The following is a 355-nucleotide window of genomic DNA, read 5'->3' on the forward strand; positions in this document are numbered from 1 at the left end:
CCGTGTCTCAGTCCCAGTGTGGCTGATCATCCTCTCAGACCAGCTAGAGATCGTCGCCTAGGTGAGCCATTACCCCACCTACTAGCTAATCCCATATGGGTTCATCCGATAGCGCAAGGTCCGAAGAGCCCCTGCTTTGGTCCGTAGACATCATGCGGTATTAGCCACCGTTTCCAGTAGTTATCCCCCTCTATCGGGCAGATCCCCATATATTACTCACCCGTCCGCCGCTCGTCAGCAAGAAAGCAAGCTTTCTCCTGTTACCGCTCGACTTGCATGTGTTAGGCCTGCCGCCAGCGTTCAATCTGAGCCATGATCAAACTCTTCAATTAAAAGTGTTTGATGCTCAAAGAAA

At 51.5% G+C, this 355-nt stretch carries 1 rRNA gene; it reads right to left on the minus strand.

The annotated features are described in order from the left end of the window. A 16S ribosomal RNA gene (locus tag BHE89_RS22560) occupies positions 1–332 on the minus strand; the annotation flags it as partial. Positions 333–355: the final 23 nt, after the last annotated feature.

Source organism: Shigella sp. FC1967, assembly GCF_001743005.1.
Classification (GTDB): Bacteria; Pseudomonadota; Gammaproteobacteria; order Enterobacterales; family Enterobacteriaceae; genus Proteus.